We start from the raw sequence: 18,821 nt of genomic DNA on the forward strand, positions 1-18,821 counted from the left end.
GCTCATGCCTCCGTACTCTGCACCAGAGGATACTATGAGCAGAACAATGAAAAACCACGACCTGGAACAACAACTCAAAGCCCACGTCACTGAGCTGGCCAAGGGCGTCAAGTCCGAGGCCGACCTGAACGACCTTACCCAGAAGCTGGTGAAGATGACAGTGGAGGCGGCGCTAGGCGCGGAGCTGGACGACCACCTGGGCTACGACAAGCATGATCCAGTAGGGCGTGGTTCCGGCAATAGCCGCAACGGCACCAGCTCCAAACGCCTGAAGGGCCAGCACGGCGAAGTCGAGATCAATGCCCCCAGAGACCGCTCTGGCACCTTCGAGCCCCAGTTTGTGCGCAAAGGGCAAACCCGCCTGACGCAGATGGACAACCAGATTCTGGCGCTGTACGCGAAAGGGATGAGCACCCGCGATATCGTGGATGCTTTCAAGGAGATGTACGATGCGGACGTCTCGGCAACACTCGTCTCCAAGGTCACCGAGCAGGTCATGGAGACGGTCACCGAGTGGCAGAGCCGCCCCCTTGATGCCGTCTACCCGATTGTCTACCTGGACTGCATCGTTCTGAAAATCCGCCAGAACAAGCGGGTCATCAACAAGGCCATGTACGTCGCCCTTGGCGTCAACATGGAGGGACAGAAGGAGCTGCTGGGTCTGTGGCTGGCGGAAACGGAAGGCGCCAAGTTCTGGCTATCCGTACTCACCGAGCTGAAGAACCGCGGACTGCAAGACATCCTGATCGCCTGCGTGGATGGCCTGAAAGGCTTCCCGGAAGCCATCGCGGCGGAATACCCGGAGACCAAGGTTCAACTGTGCATTGTGCACATGATCCGTAACTCGCTGAAATACGTTTCCTGGAAGGACTACAAGGCCGTAACGGCTGACCTGAAGGAGGTCTACACCTCAGTTACCGAAACGGCAGCACACGCGGAGCTGGAGCGCTTTGCGGAGAAGTGGGACGACAAGTACCCGCAGATCAGCAAGTCCTGGGCAACCCACTGGCCAAACCTGATCACTCTGTTTGAGTATCCGCCAGAGATCCGGAAAGTGATCTACACCACCAACGCCATTGAGTCCCTAAACAGCGTTATCCGCAAGGCGACGAAACAGCGGAAGGTGTTCCCAACGGACGACTCGGCGATGAAGGTAGTCTTCTTGGCCATGCAGTCCGCAGCGAAAAAGTGGACGATGCCCATCCGCAACTGGAAGCCAGCACTGAACCGTTTTATGATTGAATTTGGTGATCGCTTGACCGATTACCAGTAACCAACTGGTACGGGCGGTTACACAGAATTATTTACAGCCTCTCGGGCTGTAGCTGGCCTGGAAATCCAGGCTGGTTTCTGCCTTTATTGTCGAAGTCACCAACCTTCTGCTCGGAATCCAACGCCGTATAACTCGCCTCTACACCCAGCCATCAAGGAAGTCCGGCAAGTTCTCCGGGAAGTAAACGACACCCAATCCCACACCGGCTGTGGCCGGACTTTCTCCCTGTTTTTGGCCAGTTGTGATTTTTATCGCGATTCAACTTGACACCAAGGACATCCTTCTTATCTTTACCCGAGATATACCTTCAAGTCGGCCAATCTATTCCTCGATGCTCAACCAGATCCAAAAAATACGTTAGCTTCTCACGCCTCGCATCTACCGTCACATAAACTTCCAATTTCACAACATCCCCTTTTGACAACCTGCTCACATCAAATTTGCTACCATCGAATAGCTTAACTCCCCCTGAAAAATAACCCTTTTCGTTTTTTTTAAGTCGAACCTCCTTATCCAACTCTAAAGCATAGATCTCCCCCCCACAAGAAAGAATCGCCTTTTCTATTTTAACGTCTTCCCTATCCAGACTATAAATCCTCATATAAGATTCAGGGACAGGATACGAAACCGTCAATTTATTAAAAAAAGGAACAAAAAGAACCCCATCCAATGAATATTCTTCACCTCCCTCAACATCCTCTTTCGACACTCCCTTCAAAAAAATCTTTGTTGGCGCATGCTCAAGCTCATAATACTCCACCATGCAGCCAGAGACCAAAAAACAAAGAGCTGCGCCAATTATAGAAAAAATTCGATATATTTTAATTCCATACATCATACCTATCCATCTCCGCGTACATTTCCACCTAAAGCCCAAGGAACGTAATCCACCGCAAAATGCCCAGCCCCCTTTACTACAAACGCACCAAAACTTAAGGGGCCATCTACATCCTTCCATGCAACAGCATTAATATAATTATATGTCCCTTTATATGCAGGATTTGTTAGTAATGCCCCAGTATCCCCATTAAAAACCAATTCCGCGCCGGAAGAATTATGAATAAACTTACGCTCGAGACTTTTGGTGCTTGGATCTTGATGAGCCGACGCTTGCACTCCTGACATCTCGCTCCATTCCTCACTATTAGAGACACCCTCCAGTGACAACGACTCAAACTTTGCATTCCTTGCATCACGGCCCTCAAAGTGCCAAGAAGTAAGTTTTTCCCATAAACTTCTCTTATCACCAGACACTGACCCATGACACATCTGGCCTGAGCAAGATTTTCTCTGATGTAATGAATGATTTAACGCATAACTAAATGCACCAGTTACAGCTCCATTTGCGAACTTACCCCCCGACAAAACAGAAGCCGTCCCGCCAATTACCGCCGCTGTAAGAGTTCCGTCAAAAGTCGGCCCTTGTCCCGGTTCCCCCATAAGGCCAGCATCAGCTGCCAATGCCGTAAACCCTGCAGCAGTAAATCCATGCCCGAACTTACCGCCTTGGAGCTCAGCCATTACTCCACCGACCATAGCATGAGCAAAGATACGTTCGGTTCCTTCGGGCACATAGGTTCCAACGGCATAAAAGGCAGCAGAACTAATAGCCGATATGGCACCTGCACGTAACGCCGCACCGAAGTCACCTGTTTTGGCATAGCCGCGCTGTGCACTGAAGTATGCGTTCCAGCCTATTGAGCATGGGCCACACACAGCACTCGTCACCGCGGTACCAATGATCTGCACCATTTGTGCCATGGGGTCCGGCATAGCTTTAATGATCTGCTGATCAAGCCAGACCGACGCAGCTACAGCAAACAGCTCGAATAAAAAGTGACCACTCGGATCCGTAGCATTCAGCGGATTATTCCGCACGTAGCTATACCGATTGAACATCTGCGTATCCGACGCTGCCTGCACAAACGGATCCGCCTGCAGGAACCGCCCGAGCCTCGGATCATAGATCCGCCCGTTCATATGGATCAAGCCCACCTGATCCAGCATTTCGTGCCCGGTATATCCCCGGGTAGTGAGACTGCTATCGAAACCCTTCAGTTCAGCTGTAATCAGTGCGTTCCAGCTCTGCGCATTCCGCCGCTGCCCCCAGGTATCGAAGGACATCTGCTGCACCACTGAGCCTTTGAAATCGGTAATCACATCCACCGATCCCAGGTGATCCTTGTGCAGGTAGCGGCTTTCCCGCTTATCGGCCGTTATGGTCACCACGGCGCCGCCGGGCAGGTAGCGTTTTATCTCTACGGTATCATCGGGACGGGTGATCTTCTCCACGTTGCCGATATAGCGGGTCTCGGTGCGCCTGCCACTGCTGTCGGTATCTATGCGCAGGTAACGACTTCTGTCGGGAGCGTATTGGAACTCGGTGACATGACCATCCTTTTCGATCCACAGCGGCTTGTCGAAGGTGCTGTACCACAGGCTGCGCCTTGTGGCTTCGCCTTCGATGTAGTACTCCCTTTCCATATTGCCGTTGGCATCGTATTGGTAAGCCACGCCGTCGGAGGCTTCACAGACAGCGTGGGGGCCGTAGCCATCGGCGCACTGGCTGCCGTAGCGGTAGTCACCCACATCGGATTTATGAATGATATTCCCGAAGCTGCACCGCCCGGGCTTCCCGATCCCCCACTTTGGCGCTGGTCAGGCGGTTGAGGCCACTATACGACCAGACCTGTTGCGCTTCTACACCAAATACAAGACAGTGACTCAGCGCTGGCCGACGAGTGGGGGTGCGAGAGAGAGCTGTTTACTTTTCTCTGTAATGGTTGGCCGCTCCTACAGTATGAACGGTCGCCAAGGACGGCTTTGCTGGGCATTTTTATCAATAAAAAAGGCAGCCCGAAGGCTGCCTTGACTGTGAGACGCGAGGTCTTATCAGAAGGAATAGCGCGCGCCCAATGCAAAGGTGCGGCTATAGATAGCGGAACCGAAATTGTAGATGGTCGGCTCTTCGTAGTAGCTCTGATACTCCTCGTCTGTCAGGTTGGTCGCATCAAAGGTGATCAGCAAACTATCCGTAACGTCGTAACTCGCCTGGAAATCCATACTGGTCTCCGCCTTACGATACACCCCCAGCGGGTTGGCAAACTGGCGCGCCTCATAGTTGTTGAGGAAGTCGTCGCGCCATACATAGGACAGACGCATGTCCAGAGATCCTTTGTCGTAGGCTAATACTACACTGTAAGAGGAATCGGACACGCCGAATACCGGAGTCTCGTCCGTACCAATCTTGTTACCCTGTTCGTCGTATACCGGGATATTCTGTTCGGAATCCAGCGCCGTGTAGCTGGCCTGAATGCCGAAACCGTCAAGTAGTTCCGGCAGGTTTTCCGGAAAGTAGATCAAGCCCAGTTCCAGCCCTTCCAGAACACCATCGGAACTGTTGTCCGGCTGGGAAAGAATGTACGGATAAGGCGCGTCCGCATCCGGCGCCTGATACGTAACGCGGCGCACCGAATCGTAGACGAAGCCGTCCACATTACGACGGAACAGGGTACCGTAAAGCGCACTGGCATCGGAGAAATACCACTCCAGCGACAGATCGAAGTTCTGCGACTCCACCGGCTTCAGGTCCGGATTGCCGCTGGAGGCGGTGCCGTAACCGATATTGGTCACATCATCGAAATAGTAGATGAACGAATTCAGTTGATCAAAATTCGGACGGCGCAGTGTCTCGGTATAGGCGAAACGCGCCATCAAATCATCAGTCAGGTGATAGCGGGCGACGAAGCTCGGCAGCAGTTTGGAATTGCTGGCGGACGCATCGCTCTCATAACCCGGCAATCCCGGATCCACATCGATATCGTAAAACGTCATATCGGTATCGGCAGTGACATAGCGCAGGCCGAACTGGCCATCCAGTACCCTGCCGACGAGCTCGGTTTCGAAGTCTGCCTGCACGTACAGAGACGTAGTGGTCTCGTCGATATCGAAAGTGGTTTCCAGCGGTTCCGCTTCGAAGCCGTAGAGTGCGCGGACTTCGTCAATATGATCGCTCAGATAGTGGCCATTAGCCACCACCCAAGAGCTGGGAATATCTGTACGGCCGTCGAAGAAACTACGGCTGGTGTACACCGCATCCTCGTTGAGCTCGCTGAACGATACACCTCGGCCTTGCGCAGCCAGATCGGCGATATGGCGATCCTGTCCACGAGTAGCTTCGGAAGCCCCACGCACGTCATGGCGCAGACCAAAGCTAAGAAGGTTGACCCAGCCAAAATTCACATCCAGCTCACCATCCAAGGTTAGGGTGACCGCATCCCCTTCGCTGCTATCACCGTTATCGTACAACTGGGCAACATTCCACTGGGAAGTGTCGGTCAGATCGCTCTCATCCACCTCAGTGGCCGGGTTGTCGTAGAATTCCAGGTCCGGCATGCCGCCGCCGCTGTTAAAGTCCACACCTATGCCATAGGCTACGCGATCGGTACGCATGGCAACGAAATTGGACTCGAATTCGCTGTCCTGGTAAACGAGTTCAGACTCCAGGCGGAAGCTGTCGCTGATATCCCACTTGCCGCCCAGCGCATAAACGTAGCTGTCAGTTTTGCTTTCAGTCAGATCGCCGCTGGTAAAACCGTATGGCGCCGCCACATCACGGGCCTTGACTACATTCGTACCCGGATAAAACTCTACCTCACCACCGCGCGGTAAGTCGGAAGCGTCACCCCACCAGTCTGCGAAGGAGAACATCAGCGAGTTGAATGACTCGTTGCGGTAGCCGTTGTAGAAAGCCTCAAACAGATACTCGGAGCGCTCGTTTGGAGCCCACTGCAGAGAAATATTAGCTGCAGGGCGCTTGCGTTCGCCGGTGAAATCACTCGCGAAAATGGCATCGCGGCCAAGCACGTACTCCACTTCCTCGCCGTTCATCTGCAGAGTGGAGCCGGCGCCGTAGGGCAGACCAGATTCCAGGCCCGCCTGCCAGATGGGATCTTCGCTCACGCGTCCATCGGTGAGGAAGATACGCTCGTAGGGCGCCCAGCCATCGGGGGCATCAGCAGTTACGAAAGGTACTAAGGCGCCGGGGGTAATACTCTGGTCGCGGTAATTGGTTTCAGCATAGGAAACGTTCACCAGCGCACCGAATTCGCCGGCGCTGGTTTCCCAGCGATTGCTGAACAAGCCGCTCAGGTTCGGATCGGTGGAGTCCGCTTGTTCCTGCTGGATCCCGCGCCCCGCCAGTACCACTTTGCTACCGCTAAAGTCGAACGGACGCTGGGTGTGAATATCGATCTGGCCGGCTATGCCGCTTTCGATCTGGTTGGCGGAACGGGTCTTGTAGACATCCACGCTCTTCAGCAGGCTCGCCGGAATATCCGCAAGCGCTACGGCGCGACCGGCTGAAGTAAAGATCTGACGGCCGTTGATGGTGGTGGTGACGTCGTCAAGGCCACGGATGGCAACCCTGTTCACCTCGCCGGTTCCGCGATCGGTCACCTGCACACCGGAAACCCGCTGTAGGGCTTCCACCACGTTATTGTCGGGGAATTTGCCGATGTCCTCAGCAACGATGGAATCGACAATCTGGAACTTCTCCTGCTTGATGTCGATCGCCTTCTTCAAACTGGCACGAACGCCAGTAATCACAATCTCCTCTATCAGTTCCGCATCCTGCGCCTGGGCGGCCTGCAGGCCACCCAGGGCAGTCACCGTGGCTATGGAGGAACAGAGCAAACGCTGTTTGAACATACAATCATCTCCCATTTGAGTTTATTTTTGTTGCCGAAATTACAGGGCCCTGGCTAGCTGCAGCCCCGCAAGATCAGCGTGAGATCCTGCCAACATCTCCCGTGCGCAACGCCGTTGCCGACTGAACAGCTTTGTCGCACAAAAGAGGTTGGTGGCTTTCAAGGTCGGAGTGGCGCTCACTGAGCACACAGTCTGTCTCGGTATCGGGGAGGGCGCCGCCAAACAGCTCGGCGCAGGAGCCTGCCGGGGTGGCGGGTGCGACGGCAGGCATGCGGAATAAACGCGGTTCGATCATCGCTTGCTCCTCTCCCGTTATTATCCGGTACGCACTGAGGCCTCGGCGCGCACCGTTGTTGTTATTGGTCAGGTAGCTGGCTACTACCATTGAAAATCGCCTGCGTGGCTTTTATTTGTATTACAATTGGCCATGTTATCCAGCAAAATTTTGGGCGTCAACGGTAAAAAAGCGCTTTTTGTTATATTCTATGATTATTCATCAGAACTTTTGTGACTTTCATGACTATCGTTGACTGTCAGTCTGCAACACCGCCAGCGCTCCACTGGAATTTATGACCCAACTCTCTTCCTTTGATCAAACTTATCACATTCATATACTATAAAAGGTTTAAACGTCACAAATTGAGGTATTTAGTGATCCGCTAGCTCAAAATAGGACTAGAAAGCTAGCACTAGCCCAAAAATTGACCTCTTTTGGGCCTATGCTATTCCTTTATTTATCTCTTAATAATATTGTAATACGATATTTATAATAATGACAAAAGGGGGCCAAAGGAAATACTCATGAAAACATCAACAATGGCGTTACTTCTGGCGGGCATTCTCGTCACTGCCGGTTGCGGCGGCTCTGGCAAGTCCAATGAAAATGAAACTCCTGCGGGAGAACCCCCTATCGGACAGCCTCCAGCCGAAGATCTGCCGGGCCCGACCGCAGACGCTGCGGCCATCAGCTACAACGATATGGCGGTTCACGATCCCTCGGTGATCCGCGATCAGGACGGCACCTTCTATGTCTTTGGCTCCCATCTGGCCGCCGCCAAATCCACCGACTTAATGACCTGGAAAAGGGTTGCGGAGGGGGCGAACGATACCAACCCGCTGTTCAATACCTACGCCAGCGAGATATCCGAAGGGATCGAGTGGGTAGGCCACCAGGGCTCCTGGGCGGCGGACGTGATCCGGCTGAATGACGGTCGCTACTACTTCTACTACAACCACTGCGCCAACCCCGAAAGCGAAGCCGGTGACTGCAACCTACCCCGCTCCTACCTGGGGGTAGCGGTGTCCGACAGTATCGAAGGGCCCTATATCGATCTCGGCATCTTCCTGCGTTCCGGCATGACCGCCGGAGAAATCGCCGAAGGCTACGGCCCCGAGGGCGTCGAGAGCTACGATCCCACCATTCATCCAAATACCATTGACCCCGATGTCTTCTATGACAATGGCGGCAAACTCTGGATGACCTATGGCTCCTATTCCGGAGGCATCTTTATCCTGGAGATGGACGAAGCCACTGCCAAGCCCAAACCCGGTCAGGGTTACGGCAAACACCTGGCCGGAGGCAACCATAGCGCCATTGAAGGCAGTTACATGCTCTACAGCCCGGAGAGCAACTACTACTACCTGTTCATGTCCTTCGGCGGCTACGTTTCAACCGACGGCTACAACATCCGCGTAGCCCGCTCGCGCAACCCCGACGGCCCCTTCCTGGATGCCGAGGGGCGGGATATGGCCTCCTCTCGCGGAGGCTTATCCAGCATCGCACCCTACGGCGTCAAGCTGATGGGTGGTTTCGTGTTCGAATCCGATCCAGGCGACCCGGAGCCCAGCCGCGGCTACCTGTCCCCAGGCCACAACTCCGCCTACTACGATGCCGATACCGGCCGGCATTTCCTGATTGCCCACACCCGCTTCCCCGACCGAGGCGAAGAGCACGCAATCCGCGTGCACGAAATGTTTATCAACGCCGACGACTGGCCGGTGGTATCTCCCCACCGCTACGCACCCATCGACGGCAACAATGTCGTGGACGCCGGAGACCTGCCGGGGAACTACAAGTTCATCGATCACGGCAAGGACATCAACCGCACCGCCAGGGGAAGCCTGTACATCACCCTGAGCGAAGACGGCAGCATTACCGGCGAGGCCACCGGCCGTTACACGCTTTTTGCGGACGATCCGAAGCGCATCGACCTGGAACTCACAGTCGATGACGAAAGCAAAAACTATCGCGGTGTAATACAGTGGCAGTGGAACGACAGCGCCGGCGAACTGGTGCCGATATTCACTGCGCTTAACGACCAGGGCGAATCCATCTGGGGCAGCCGCATGGCACCGCGCAGTACCGGCGAAGTGTTGGCGGATATCGCCGCGGACCTGAAGCAACCCGCCATAGCCAAGGACAGCGCCCTCAATTTGCCCAAACGCGGTAACCTCGCAGCGGAAATAGACTGGAGTAGCAGTGACGAGCTGGTGATCAACAGCGACGGCCGCGTCACCCGCCCGAATGTCGGCAGCGGCGACGCCAGCGCCATCCTCACCGCCACCATCAGCCTGAACGGCGAAACCCTCAGCGAGTCCTTCACCGTACAAGTGCCGCAGCGGCTGCCCTATAACCGCAGCGCCCACTTCACCTTTGAAAATGACCTTGCGGATTCCCTCGGCCGCTTTGGCACCGGGACTGCTACAGCCGACCGCATCTGGAACTCTGGCAACATCGCTTACAGCACTGGCCAGAGCGGCCAGGCCCTTCAACTGAATGGCACCAACGGCGTACTGCTGCCGCAAAAGTTGATCGACAACTACGAGTACACCGTATCCTTTTGGGCCAATCCCACCAGCATCAGCACCTCCACCACCGCCTTCTTCGGTGCAGTGGACGAGCAGCTGAACAGCGGCAGCATTCCTTACTCCACCCGCTGGATCAGCTTCCTACCCCAGAGCTGGGACGACAACACCATGGTCTGGAGCGGCAGTGAACAGTGGTTCGATGGTTCTGCCGGCGAGCGCATTCCCACTGGCGAGTGGACTCATATGGCCTTTGCGGTAAAACAGGGTCAGGTCAATGTTTACCTGAATGGTGTACAGAAATTCTCTGGAGGCACCCTGGATGATTTCTTCACCGGCGCCAACGGCAGGTTCGCGCTCGGCGTCAACTACTGGAATACACCCTACAACGGTTTGATCGACGAACTGAAGGTCTACGACAGCGCCCTCTCCGCGGAGGAAATCCAGTTCATGGATATAACACCCAAATCCAACAGCGAACTGCTGTCGTCCGCGGCCAACCTGCTGGATCTGGGCGACCTCAGCGCTGTACGCGAAGACCTCTTCCTGCCGGCAAGCGGCGCCTACGCCAGCGCCATCAGTTGGAGCTCATCGAATCCATCGATAATCAGTATTCACGGCGAAACCGGCAGGGTCACCCAACCAAGCGTGGATACGGAAGTCACCCTCACTGCCGCCCTGACATTGAACGACGAACAGCAGGTCAAGGAATTCCAGGTCACAGTCAAGGCCAACGCTGTGCCGTAAGCAATCGCCGGCTATGGCTTTGAACAAGGGCGTAGCCGGCTAGGCTGCGGTATATGATGGCGGCTCCAGCGTAGCGCTTCTTGACACCTGATCGCCGACAACGCCTACAGCTTCACTCTGTGGCTAAATAGGATTCGCGGCTGGTGGAATACTAGATGCCGGAAATTCGAACCGCCAAATGGTGAGTTTTTTATCCCCCAGTGGATAGGAGCTGCAAAAGCAGGTTTTTTCCAACAGGATGAAGTTGAACCGGTATACCAGCGGCCAGAAGCGGGCGCTGTCAGCCCAGGGCCTTCCTCTGATAATGCTTGGATTGTGTGCTGTTACAGCCAAAGCCTCTAACATTAGTGCGAGTGAAGTAACGCCGAATTGGGGGTGTGATGGTAGCGGATGTTTTGTTACTGGGATGGTGACACTGACCGGGTCTTGCTGGTCTATCACCCACCAGTGCACTCCCTCAGGGCATTCATACCGATAACTATTATGAAACCATAAAGAACCTTTGAGAAGAGGCCTATGACGTAAACGATGCGCAGGGTGTCAGAGAGATGCTGGACGGTGTAAGCGAATCACTTTCACAGGGAGTAAGATTTTGGTAAAAGCGTATCGAATCTACAATGACGACACTTATCAAATGATCAAGATGACGGACAAAAGCTGGGAAGGGGGGGCATCCCTTGCGGTAGCCCAGTGGCCAGCAGAACCTATTATCAGACAGTGGCAGCGCGCGGAATACGATATTCTGGATTCGGATCTCGAGCGAGGTGATTTCTTCGGTGTGTCTTCCGGAAATTTCGCCTGCAGCCGCTCGGTGCTGGAGCGAATAAGGCCATGTATAGAGGCGGATTGTGAGATACTGCCGATCACCATCCGCGGACTGGATGACGACGACTATGTACTGATCCATCCCATAACAGTCATTGAGGCAATGCCGCCGAGAGACCCGAATAGCTCGCCAAAGGAAATGGCCAGACAGTTGATTGCCAACATGGTCGCGCCACCCTACGAGATTGTAAATTAAATTGTGTAACTGCTCATGCCTCCGTACTCTGCACCAGAGGATACTATGAGCAGAACAATGAAAAACCACGACCTGGAACAACAACTCAAAGCCCACGTCACTGAGCTGGCCAAGGGCGTCAAGTCCGAGGCCGACCTGAACGACCTTACCCAGAAGCTGGTGAAGATGACAGTGGAGGCGGCGCTAGGCGCGGAGCTGGACGACCACCTGGGCTACGACAAGCATGATCCAGTAGGGCGTGGTTCCGGCAATAGCCGCAACGGCACCAGCTCCAAACGCCTGAAGGGCCAGCACGGCGAAGTCGAGATCAATGCCCCCAGAGACCGCTCTGGCACCTTCGAGCCCCAGTTTGTGCGCAAAGGGCAAACCCGCCTGACGCAGATGGACAACCAGATTCTGGCGCTGTACGCGAAAGGGATGAGCACCCGCGATATCGTGGATGCTTTCAAGGAGATGTACGATGCGGACGTCTCGGCAACACTCGTCTCCAAGGTCACCGAGCAGGTCATGGAGACGGTCACCGAGTGGCAGAGCCGCCCCCTTGATGCCGTCTACCCGATTGTCTACCTGGACTGCATCGTTCTGAAAATCCGCCAGAACAAGCGGGTCATCAACAAGGCCATGTACGTCGCCCTTGGCGTCAACATGGAGGGACAGAAGGAGCTGCTGGGTCTGTGGCTGGCGGAAACGGAAGGCGCCAAGTTCTGGCTATCCGTACTCACCGAGCTGAAGAACCGCGGACTGCAAGACATCCTGATCGCCTGCGTGGATGGCCTGAAAGGCTTCCCGGAAGCCATCGCGGCGGAATACCCGGAGACCAAGGTTCAACTGTGCATTGTGCACATGATCCGTAACTCGCTGAAATACGTTTCCTGGAAGGACTACAAGGCCGTAACGGCTGACCTGAAGGAGGTCTACACCTCAGTTACCGAAACGGCAGCACACGCGGAGCTGGAGCGCTTTGCGGAGAAGTGGGACGACAAGTACCCGCAGATCAGCAAGTCCTGGGCAACCCACTGGCCAAACCTGATCACTCTGTTTGAGTATCCGCCAGAGATCCGGAAAGTGATCTACACCACCAACGCCATTGAGTCCCTAAACAGCGTTATCCGCAAGGCGACGAAACAGCGGAAGGTGTTCCCAACGGACGACTCGGCGATGAAGGTAGTCTTCTTGGCCATGCAGTCCGCAGCGAAAAAGTGGACGATGCCCATCCGCAACTGGAAGCCAGCACTGAACCGTTTTATGATTGAATTTGGTGATCGCTTGACCGATTACCAGTAACCAACTGGTACGGGCGGTTACACAGAATTATTTACAGCCTCCACCCTACCGGCGCTCCGCTTTCGATCACTGCTGCATCTTTCGCGACCCACAGCAATCAAGTTTATCAATCTGTGTTTCGGGCTTTCCCAATACAGATACTGATTTTTATATCCAGTATATGCAGAATGGGTTTACCGGTCTCGAATTCAAGAAGGTTTGGAAACACGAATAATCATCTGCAATTGCCGGCAGTCTTGCACCCACCAAGGCTTTGCCGCACCAGAATATTCACACAAGGGAATACTATCAAGCCATAAATGATCTTTGCCAGGAAGCCTACAACCAGAACGGTGCGCAAGGCGTCAGGGATATGCTGGATGGCGCGCGCGAAGCACTTTCACGGGGGGAAAGATTTTGGTAACGGCATATCGCATCACATTTGATGAGGAATACCAGACGATTGAAAAGGCGAACGAGAGCGAAGCTGTCGGTCTAGCCCTTGCGGTATTTGAGCGGCCGCTGGAGCCCATAGCCAATCGCTGGCGGACATCCGAGTACCAGATATTGTATCCAGGAAGGAAGCGTGGAGACGTTTTCAATGCCTATAGCGGCAATTTTGCCTGTAGCCGTTCAGTGCTGGAACGGATAAGACCCTGTGTCGAAGAGGATTGCGAGATACTGCCAATCACCATTCGCGGGCTAGATGACGACGACTATGTGCTGATTCACCCCATAACGGTCATAGAGGCCATACCGCCAAGAGACCCGAATCGCTCCTCAAAGGAGATGGCCAGGCAGTTGATCGCCAACATGGTCGCGCCGCCCTACCGGCGCTCCGCCTTCGACCGCTGCTGCATTTTCCGTGATCCACAGCAATCGACTTTATCGATCTGCGTTTCAGGTTTTCCCAATCCAGATACTGATTTTTATATCCAGTATATGCAGAATGGGTTTACCGGTCTCGAATTCAAGAAGGTTTGGAAACACGAATATTCACACAAGGGAATACTATCAAGCCATAAATAATCTTTGCCAGGAGGCCTACAACAAGAACGATGCACAAGGCGTCAGGGATATGCTGGATGGTGTGCGGGAATCACTTTCACAGGGGGGCAGGTTTTGGTAACGGCATATCGCATCAGTAGCAATGACGCATATCAAATGCTGAATATGACGAACGAGAGCAGGGAAGTCGGTTTGGCTCTTGCGGTGGACCGGCAACGGATGGAACCTATCGCCGAGCGCTGGCGTACGTCTGAATATTACCTTTTGGATACGAGCCTCAAGCGCGGCGATTTCTTCGATGTATCTTCCGGCAATTTCGCCTGCAGCCGCTCGGTGTTGAAGCGAATACGGCCATGCCTAGAAGCCGATTGTGAGATACTGCCGATCACCATCCGCGGGTTGGATGACGACGAGTATGTACTGATCCATCCCATAACAGCCATAGAGGCAATACCACCGAAAGATCCGAATCGCCCGTCAAAGGAGATGGCCAGACAGTTGATTGCCAACATGGTCGCGCCACCCTACCGGCGTTCCGCTTTCGACCGCTGCTGCATTTTCCGTGATCCACAGCAATCGACTTTATCGATCTGCGTTTCAGGTTTTCCCAATCCAGATACTGATTTTTATATCCAGTATATGCAGAATGGGTTTACCGGTCTCGAATTCAAGAAGGTTTGGGAACACGAATAATCACCTGCAATTGCCGGCAGTCTTGTACCAATTTTTCTATGTAGAGAACAAAAAAAATGTTAAGGCCATACAAGGTGGCGAAAGAAAGCGAAACCAGAATCACTGTCAATACAACAGCCTGTACAGTTGGTGCCTGCTCTTCCTGGTATCCCTGTTTTGTATCGATGCCTTCTAAGGTTACGCGCCTGTACACAGGTTGGCGTATGGTTGCGCCAGCTACACCATCAACGCCTACGACGAGTACGGCAACCGCGCCTCCGGCAATACGGGCCGTTTCCAGTACACTGGGCAGGTATGGCTGGAGGAAATCGGGCTGTACTACTACAAAGCCAGATTCTACAATGCCAGCCTTGGGCGATTTATGCAAGCAGACCCACTTGGTTATAAAGAAGGAATGAATTTATATGCATATGTAGGAAATGACCCTATAAATTCTATCGACCCCTCCGGAAAGGCAAAATGTGGAAATCTTTATGATGACCAATGCAATAATGCATTAACAGCTGCTCAGGCTGCTCGAGTTAAAGCCCAAAGAATAAGTGACTCTTTAGCAAGAATCTCGAAAAAAAATAAAAATAGTGGAACTGACTCCCTTACCGAAGCTGAGAATTCAGCAGTAAACGCAGTGAAAGAAAAATTCGGCAATAGCTTCAAAGGTAGCAAAGAGCTGAAAGATCTATCAAATAGATTTTCCTCTATGGCAAGACGTATTGGTCCAGAAGGTCAAGGTGTGCTTCTGAACAGGGGTGATGATAACGTAAAAGACATTAATGGCAGGCCAGCCAGAGCCTATGTTACGGATGGGCAAAAATATAGCATTTATTTTAACAAAGATTTTCTTAATGACAGAAATCCTGAAGCCAGGCAAAGCACTGTAATTCATGAGACTGCCCATCTTGTAACAGCTTCATCGATTATTGAGTTCTACAAAAGCTACGAAATACGGAAAGGCATCAGACTTGAATTCCCTATGCCAGAGAATGCAGACAGTTATGCATGTTTAATATACTCAGAATACTGTGGATTTTGATATGAAAACCTTGCACAGAAATATATTAGCAATAGCTTTTTCACTATTAACAACGACAAGTATTGCTGAATCTTCTGCATACCAGCTCACAGGAAAAATTATTCCTTCAGAAAGGAAGGACAATATTATTCTAGAGATTAACTTTAAGAATAATTCAGGAAAATCCGCCTGCCTACAATATTGGTCAGACTCAAAATCTATCCCTGCAGACACCACTTATCAAGATATGTTTTCTGTGAAAGATTACAAGGGAAAATTAGCTAGATATATAAGCCGAAAAGGAGACTTCGATATTGAAAATCAAAACATCGCAATTTTTATAGTCCCTCAAAATAAAACCATCTCCGCTAAATATAATCTGACAGAGCTATACGAATTATCTTCTGGGAGTTTCAGCGTGTCATATTTACTGGGTGTCGTTGATTGCGAAGCCTACAACTCGAATTGGATATACATTCCTAGACCAAACAATTTAAAGTATCTTTATTCAGTCAAAGAATATGATATTGACGCCATAAATAACTTATATAGCAAAGACAAAGAATGGTCTAAATACGGTCGCATTATTGAACTAAAGCCAGTTAAATTTGAAATTTTGAGAAACTAGAATCTGAACTGCTCTACTTGAGTAAGGAGTTGTACTAGTCACAGTGTATGGAGATAAGTTGGAAAGGTGGCATGGGAGGAGGATACTCACTGGGTAGCTTTGCAAAAATAAATCAATGCACTTGTTCATACTTATGAGTGGCAAAGCCGGAGCTTTAAATTTGTGAGCCGCTCAAAGTGGCTTAAGACGGGGCCTATGGCCCCTTGGGCTGGAGCTGGGCATCCTGGCGGCGCCCAGTATTCCCATGACTTCTCACATGGGACTCCCTTTATTCTCGAGTAATTTACCGGCGCCCTGACGTTTCTTTCACTTTCACCGACGGTTGTCAATCAAGCAAAACAGAGCAGACTGCCGATTATCCTATGACGGACAAGTAGCAGACAATTAGGCCTGAGCCAACCGATCAAGCGGCTATTTTACTACCGTCACACCAATACCCATATGGTCAGTAACCGCCGCGACATGCCTGCCGCCCCCGTCAGATACCGGCGTGCACTGTGACAGGTAGATCATATTGCCAACTCTTACAGTACCTGTGTTGTACACTGCTACATCGTATTTACTCGTCCCAGTGCTATTAGTGCCGCCAAAGCTTTTTTGATATGAATCGTAGGGCTGTATGGTTGTACCTGGATGTGCATCGGCGAATACCTGCCCTACGGCTTTGCTTGCCGCTCCCTGGGTAAATCCATCCCTGGGCTGGTTGGTATCCCCCATAACAATATCGATCTGACCGGCTCCCGAATGCATCAAGTGATTATTGATCGCCTTGTAGAAGTCAACGGTACCCGACTCACTTTTGGCGATGGAATTCGGAACATGCACGAAAACGGCATTTACATTGTTGCTCTTGATGGCTATCCATCCTGCGCCCTCGCCAAGGAATTTGTGCATACTCCCATTACTTTTATGGACACTGAAACAGTTGCACGCCTTGCTCGCCGACGAAGCGGAAAACAATTGGCCGGCATTCTGCTGCATGGAACTCCACTGGCTGTGGCTGCCGTCCAGCTCGCCGTAAACCAACAGGTCGCATCCACCGAGCGCCCGGATAAGGTGCTGGTGGGTCTGCCGCGCTTTGCCCTCTATCATGCTGAGAAAGCCTGTATTGTCGTGCTGGCCTTTATTCATAAAGCCTTGCGATGCCGTCGACAGAAGCTCTGCGGGGCCGTGCACCGAACATCGGGCGATGCCCCCTCAGCGGTGGGCATCCCCAGCGCCCAGCGGCCGCTGCTCGATGCCAGATGATTGTGGGTCATCCTGGTGAAATGCTGCGAGTTTGACGCGCTTATACCGTGTTCAGTGCTGGAGTTGGAGTTCAGGGATTGATAGGCAAAAATTGGCACGTCAACTTACCTCACTTTAATATCAGATGATGAACTGAAGATGGAAACCAAAGCATGTCATCTGCCGGTGTCTATCCATTTACGCCGCTAGAGGCCAAGCAACTATCCCCGCTTATACCTTTTAAGTCCAGAACTTCATTCGAGAGACCCAAGCAAAGTGTCACCAAATTCATCTTGACCACAATCCAAGACTCTTCCATTTCAGGCTGCAGCAGCCTTGCATAAATAAATCAATGTATTTGTTCATACTTCCTTTATGTGGCTAACAGGGACCTCCAAAAAATCGCCATTCCCGCGACTCGTCAGAGCAGCGAAGCTCACGAGAGAATCCAGAAACCCCGCGGTTACTGGACCCCCGCCTTCGCGGGGGTGACGAGAAACTAATTTTTAGAGGTACCATAACCAAAAGAAGCAATAGTGCTGTGCACTGTGCACCTTTAATACTTTTGAATATTGGTGTCAGAGTGAAATTTTTCGTTCGGCACAAACATCTCAAGGCAGAATTTGTATTACTTTTACGCAGAATCGCCTGACACGGAAACTTGCCAATAATCACAGTGGCTTGTATTTTTATAAACCGAATGCAACCCCCTTCCGTTCAATTCAGGCGTAAGGCTACCAACCAAGCATAGGTGTACTCTTGTCAATCAAGGCCATCCTCTTCGATCACGACGGAACCCTCGTGGACTCGGAGCCCGAACATTTCAGGATATGGAGAAAGGTACTTTCGGGCTACGGCGTAGACCTGAGTGAGCAGCAGTACAGGGACCATTACGCAGGTGTTCCAAGCCGGGCGAATGCGCTCGATATGGTTTCCCGCTTTTCCATCGAAGCGGAGCCGGATTCTCTCGTAAGGGAAAAAGTGCTCGCAATGAGCGACTTTATATCCCGGAAGTCATTTCCACTGATGCCCGGCGCCCGGGAGACAGTCCGCCGTTTTCACGCGCTGGGCCTGCAGCTGGCCATTGTTACCGGTTCCGGGCAGGAGGTGGTAACCGCCACAACACGCACCCACTCTCTGCTGTCCCTGTTTGCAACCGTAGTGTCTGGGGACGATGTGCAGCGCAACAAGCCGCACCCGGAAGGCTACCTGCTGGCCATGCAACGTCTCGGCCTGTCTGCGAAGGAATGCCTCGCCGTCGAGGATACGGAAGCCGGCCTGAACGCGGCCGCCGAGGCCGGCATCGATTGCCTGGTGGTTCCGAACGATATGTCAATGCACCACGACTTCTCCAGGGCAAGGGAGAAATTCGCGCGGATGGATGAGGTCGGGGAGTGGGTGGAGAGAAGACTTCTCTGAAACAGCTTCTCGTATACCA

The 18,821-nt window shown here is 52.6% G+C and carries 14 protein-coding genes; 10 read left to right on the forward strand and 4 right to left on the reverse strand.

Annotated elements, in window-relative coordinates:
* The first annotated feature begins 46 nt into the window (after positions 1-46).
* Positions 47-1,273, forward strand: a complete 1,227-nt coding sequence (locus PP263_RS08355; protein ID WP_308368583.1) for an IS256 family transposase — start codon at positions 47-49, stop codon at positions 1,271-1,273.
* 307 nt (positions 1,274-1,580) lie between these two features.
* Here PP263_RS08355 and PP263_RS08360 read toward each other — a convergent pair whose 3' ends face one another.
* The 4 genes from PP263_RS08360 to PP263_RS08375 all read right to left on the reverse strand — a co-directional run bounded on the left by PP263_RS08360 (position 1,581) and on the right by PP263_RS08375 (position 7,367).
* Positions 1,581-2,111, reverse strand: a complete 531-nt coding sequence (locus PP263_RS08360) for a hypothetical protein (protein ID WP_308367943.1) — start codon at positions 2,109-2,111, stop codon at positions 1,581-1,583.
* A gap of 2 nt (positions 2,112-2,113) precedes the next feature.
* On the reverse strand, positions 2,114-3,862 hold the full coding sequence (locus PP263_RS08365) for an RHS repeat-associated core domain-containing protein (RefSeq protein WP_308367944.1): 1,749 nt from the start codon (positions 3,860-3,862) through the stop codon (positions 2,114-2,116).
* Between the two features lie 303 nt (positions 3,863-4,165).
* The gene (locus tag PP263_RS08370; protein WP_308367945.1) at positions 4,166-6,982 is read right to left on the reverse strand and encodes a TonB-dependent receptor; all 2,817 of its coding nucleotides are present in this window, start codon (positions 6,980-6,982) and stop codon (positions 4,166-4,168) included.
* 73 nt (positions 6,983-7,055) lie between these two features.
* The gene (locus PP263_RS08375; protein ID WP_308367946.1) at positions 7,056-7,367 is read right to left on the reverse strand and encodes a hypothetical protein; all 312 of its coding nucleotides are present in this window, start codon (positions 7,365-7,367) and stop codon (positions 7,056-7,058) included.
* Positions 7,368-7,783: 416 nt separating this feature from the next.
* Between PP263_RS08375 and PP263_RS08380 the strand changes: the two genes are divergently transcribed.
* The 9 genes from PP263_RS08380 (at position 7,784) to PP263_RS08420 (ending at position 18,802) form a co-directional block, all read left to right on the forward strand.
* Positions 7,784-10,534, forward strand: a complete 2,751-nt coding sequence (locus PP263_RS08380) for an immunoglobulin-like domain-containing protein (RefSeq protein ID WP_308367948.1) — start codon at positions 7,784-7,786, stop codon at positions 10,532-10,534.
* A gap of 592 nt (positions 10,535-11,126) precedes the next feature.
* Complete coding sequence (locus tag PP263_RS08385) at positions 11,127-11,555, forward strand: hypothetical protein (protein WP_308367949.1); 429 nt, start codon at positions 11,127-11,129, stop codon at positions 11,553-11,555.
* Positions 11,556-11,612: 57 nt separating this feature from the next.
* Positions 11,613-12,839, forward strand: coding sequence for an IS256 family transposase (locus tag PP263_RS08390; RefSeq protein WP_308368583.1), 1,227 nt, complete (start codon positions 11,613-11,615; stop codon positions 12,837-12,839).
* 396 nt (positions 12,840-13,235) lie between these two features.
* Positions 13,236-13,847 (forward strand): hypothetical protein, encoded by a 612-nt coding sequence (locus PP263_RS08395; protein WP_308367951.1) that lies wholly within the window; start codon positions 13,236-13,238, stop codon positions 13,845-13,847.
* A 135-nt stretch (positions 13,848-13,982) separates the two neighbouring features.
* The gene (locus PP263_RS08400; protein ID WP_308367952.1) at positions 13,983-14,519 is read left to right on the forward strand and encodes a hypothetical protein; all 537 of its coding nucleotides are present in this window, start codon (positions 13,983-13,985) and stop codon (positions 14,517-14,519) included.
* A gap of 196 nt (positions 14,520-14,715) precedes the next feature.
* Positions 14,716-15,549: an RHS repeat-associated core domain-containing protein gene (locus PP263_RS08405; RefSeq protein ID WP_308367953.1), complete on the forward strand. Its 834-nt coding sequence runs from the start codon at positions 14,716-14,718 to the stop codon at positions 15,547-15,549.
* Between the two features lies 1 nt (position 15,550).
* Positions 15,551-16,156 carry a hypothetical protein gene (locus tag PP263_RS08410; RefSeq protein WP_308367954.1) on the forward strand — a complete coding sequence of 202 codons (606 nt, stop codon included), beginning with the start codon at positions 15,551-15,553 and terminating at the stop codon, positions 16,154-16,156.
* A gap of 633 nt (positions 16,157-16,789) precedes the next feature.
* The gene (locus tag PP263_RS08415) at positions 16,790-17,404 is read left to right on the forward strand and encodes a hypothetical protein (protein ID WP_308367955.1); all 615 of its coding nucleotides are present in this window, start codon (positions 16,790-16,792) and stop codon (positions 17,402-17,404) included.
* Positions 17,405-18,142: 738 nt separating this feature from the next.
* Complete coding sequence (locus tag PP263_RS08420; protein ID WP_308367956.1) at positions 18,143-18,802, forward strand: HAD family phosphatase; 660 nt, start codon at positions 18,143-18,145, stop codon at positions 18,800-18,802.
* The last annotated feature ends 19 nt before the right edge of the window (positions 18,803-18,821 follow it).

The organism is Microbulbifer sp. TB1203 (assembly GCF_030997045.1).
Lineage (GTDB): Bacteria > Pseudomonadota > Gammaproteobacteria > Pseudomonadales > Cellvibrionaceae > Microbulbifer.

Coding starts and splice junctions, on each gene's coding strand:
- PP263_RS08355 (WP_308368583.1), top strand. CDS start 47: ATGAAAAACCACGACCTGGAACAACAACTCAAAGCCCACGTCACTGAG.
- PP263_RS08360 (WP_308367943.1), bottom strand. CDS start 2,111: ATGATGTATGGAATTAAAATATATCGAATTTTTTCTATAATTGGCGCA.
- PP263_RS08370 (WP_308367945.1), bottom strand. CDS start 6,982: ATGTTCAAACAGCGTTTGCTCTGTTCCTCCATAGCCACGGTGACTGCC.
- PP263_RS08375 (WP_308367946.1), bottom strand. CDS start 7,367: ATGGTAGTAGCCAGCTACCTGACCAATAACAACAACGGTGCGCGCCGA.
- PP263_RS08380 (WP_308367948.1), top strand. CDS start 7,784: ATGAAAACATCAACAATGGCGTTACTTCTGGCGGGCATTCTCGTCACT.
- PP263_RS08390 (WP_308368583.1), top strand. CDS start 11,613: ATGAAAAACCACGACCTGGAACAACAACTCAAAGCCCACGTCACTGAG.
- PP263_RS08400 (WP_308367952.1), top strand. CDS start 13,983: ATGCTGAATATGACGAACGAGAGCAGGGAAGTCGGTTTGGCTCTTGCG.
- PP263_RS08410 (WP_308367954.1), top strand. CDS start 15,551: ATGAAAACCTTGCACAGAAATATATTAGCAATAGCTTTTTCACTATTA.
- PP263_RS08415 (WP_308367955.1), top strand. CDS start 16,790: ATGTGCATCGGCGAATACCTGCCCTACGGCTTTGCTTGCCGCTCCCTG.